We start from the raw sequence: 2,989 nt of genomic DNA on the forward strand, positions 1-2,989 counted from the left end.
CTGCATCACAGAGCCCCTGCATCACAGAGCCCCTGCATCACAGAACCCCTGCATCACAGAACCCCTGCATCACAGAGCCCCCTGCCTCACAGAGGTCTGTTCAGCCTGGAGGCCTGTTCTCCTCCTGTTCTCCTTTGGCCAGAGCTGACTTGGAAATATCAGGGCTTGTTCGAATCCAGCCCCTCGGCCTCGACATCTTCCTCGACCACTTCGGCGCTCTTGCCCTTGGTTTTCAACTCACTGACGATCACCGCCGCCACGATCAACCCGGCACCGACCAACGCCAGCCCCGGCAGCCGCTCACCGGCCAATCGCCCGGCGATCCCGGCCCATACCGGCTCGCCGGCATAGATCAGCGTGGCCCGGGTCGGCGACACGCTCTTCTGCGCCCAGTTCATCGCCACCTGGATCGCCGCGCTGGCGGCGCCCAGGCCGACGGCGCTGAGCAGCAGCGTCCAGGAAAACGCCGGCAAGGCTTCCCGGGTCGGTGCGATCATCAGGAAGGCCAGCACCGAAGCCGTGCCCAGTTGCACCACGGTGACGCGGCGCACATCGACCTTGCCGGCATAAGTGCCGATCAGAATGATCTCGGCGGCAATGGCGATGGCGCTGACAATGGTGGCGATTTCCCCCGAACTGAAATTCAGCTGGGCGCCATTGGGCCCGGACAGCAGCATCAGCCCGGTAAAGGCCAGCATGATGCCGACGCTGGGCATCAGGCCTGGTCGCTTGCCCAGCACCAACCATTGCAGCAGTGGCACGAAGGGCACGTACAGGGCAGTGATGAAAGCCGACTGGCTGCTGGGAATGCTCTGCAGGCCCACGGTTTGCAAGCCGTAGCCGAGCATGATCGCCGTGCCGATGAACACTCCGGCCTTCATCTCCAGCACAGTCATGCCCCGCAGGCTGCGGGCCGAGAACAACGCGACGATAGTGGCGGCGGCGGCAAACCGCAGGCCGACGAAAAACATCGGCCCGCTGACGGTCATGGCGTGCTGGACCAGCAGGAACGTGCCGCCCCAGATCATGGTGATCAGGATCAGTACGCCCTCGGCTTTGCTGAACCGCAGGACCGAAGGGATTAGACTGCTGGATTTGACCGGGACCATGGCCTTGCGCGCTTCCTGAAGTGAGACGCACAATGCGCCGAAAGATGGGCAGTATACTGCGCAAACCCAGCCTGTGAGCAATATAGTGCACAAAGAAACTTCGCAACGCGCTTCGGTTCTGCAACATGTCAGTCTCAACGTTCGACGCTTGCGGCACGCGGCGCAGTTGAGCCAGTCGGCGCTCTCGGAGAAGTCCGGGGTCAGTCGGCGAATGCTGGTGGCCATCGAGGCGGGGGAAAAGAACGTCAGCCTGACCACCCTTGACCGGGTGGCCGAAGCCCTTGACGTGGCTTTCAGCGACCTGATCCAGGCCCCGGACGTCCGCGACCCGAGTCGGATCAATGAGCTGGCCTGGGCTGGTTCCATTCCCGGCAGCAAGGCGGTGCTGCTGGCCAAGGCCATGGCCAGCCGTGAGGTCGAGTTGTGGGAATGGCGCCTGGAACCGGGCGAGGTGTATCACTCCGAGCCGGACAACGATGGCTGGAGTGAGCAGTTGTATGTGTTCGAGGGCTGCCTGACGGTGGTGCTGGGGGAGCAGCAACGGTCGGTGGCGACGGGCGAGTTCTTCATGTTTCCGAGTAACCAGCCGCATGGATATCGCAATGACGGCGAGGTGGCGGTGCGCTTTGTGCGCAATGTGGTGCTATAAGGGGCGTGACTGGGAGGGTGGTGGTGGATTCACCCTCGCTATCGCCAGCAAGCCGGCTCTCCCACAAGAAAAGCGGCACCATTTTGCCCGACACACCGCAGTCCTCCTGTGGGAGCCGGCTTGCTGGCGATAGCGATACCCGCCACTCCAACGCCCAGATTGACACCTCACCGACTGTTGCCAGGGCAACAGCAACTGGACACTTTGGCTATTTTTTAGCTTCACCTGTTTCTAGGTTGTTATCTTAACTTACTGAAATAAATGTATTTTAATTTCAGGCACGACTCCTGCTATGTCCTCTGCATGCGTTCTTTCGCACTCATCAGGACTCTGGAGTCGGTCTATGACAACTGCCGCCAAACCCACCTACGTCGCCCATGTCATCCGCTCGGATGAAGAGGCGATCGCCGCCGCCAGGCAACTGGCCGCACGTTTTGCCGTCGAGGCCAGTGTGCGCGATCGCGAACGTCGCCTGCCGGCCGCTGAACTCGACGAATTCGCCGCCACCGGCCTCTGGGGCATCACCGTGCCCAAGGCCTATGGCGGTGCCGGGGTGTCCTATGTGACCGTCGCCGAGGTGATCAAGATCATCTCGGCGGCTGACCCGTCCCTGGGCCAGATCCCGCAGAACCACCTTGGCGTGCTCGACATCCTGGTGCAAACCGCCAGCGAGGAGCAGAAGCGTCACTACTTCGCCAAGGTGCTGCAAGGCTACCGCTTCGGCAACGCCTTCTCCGAAGCCAAGAGCAAGAACGCCGGCACCTTCGAAACCCGCATCCGCTTCGAAGGCGATGAGGCGGTGATCAACGGCGAGAAGTTCTACTGCACCGGCGCGCTGTTCGCCCATATCGTGCCGGTGGTCGGCCTCGACGAGGCGGGCAATGCGCAGATCGCCTTCGTCGAACGCCATGCCCAGGGCTTGACCATCGTCGACAACTGGGACGGTTTCGGCCAGCGCACCACCGCCAGCGGCAACGCGCTGTTCGTCGATGTGCGCGTGCCGCGCGGCAGCGTGATTCCCGCGCACCTGGCCTTTGACCAGCCGACCGCCAACGGCCCGATCTCGCAGATCATCCAGGCCGCCGTCGACACCGGTATCGCCCTCGGCGCACTCGAAGAAACCAAGCGCCACGCGCGCCAGGCCCGCCCATGGATCGACAGCCAGCAGGAGCATGGCTGGCAAGACCCGTTCAGCCTCGCCGCCATTGGCGACCTGGAGTGGCGGGGGGGG

At 62.8% G+C, this 2,989-nt stretch carries 2 protein-coding genes and 1 pseudogene; 2 read left to right on the top strand and 1 reads right to left on the bottom strand.

Features of this window, described 5'->3' with window-relative positions:
• Positions 1-158: 158 nt before the first annotated feature.
• A pseudogene (locus K675_RS0118855) lies at positions 159-1,236 on the bottom strand (DMT family transporter).
• Between K675_RS0118855 and K675_RS0118860 the strand changes: the two are divergent.
• Together K675_RS0118860 and K675_RS0118865 are read left to right on the top strand one after the other, a co-directional pair.
• Positions 1,195-1,758 carry a helix-turn-helix domain-containing protein gene (locus K675_RS0118860; protein ID WP_026145337.1) on the top strand — a complete coding sequence of 188 codons (564 nt, stop codon included), beginning with the start codon at positions 1,195-1,197 and terminating at the stop codon, positions 1,756-1,758. The pseudogene K675_RS0118855 and the gene K675_RS0118860 overlap by 42 nt on opposite strands.
• 343 nt (positions 1,759-2,101) lie before the next feature.
• Positions 2,102-2,989 (top strand): acyl-CoA dehydrogenase family protein (locus tag K675_RS0118865; protein ID WP_017905047.1); only part of this gene is annotated, 888 nt, incomplete at its 3' end.

It is taken from the genome of Pseudomonas fuscovaginae SE-1, assembly GCF_000364705.1.
Classification (GTDB): Bacteria; Pseudomonadota; Gammaproteobacteria; order Pseudomonadales; family Pseudomonadaceae; genus Aquipseudomonas; species Aquipseudomonas fuscovaginae_A.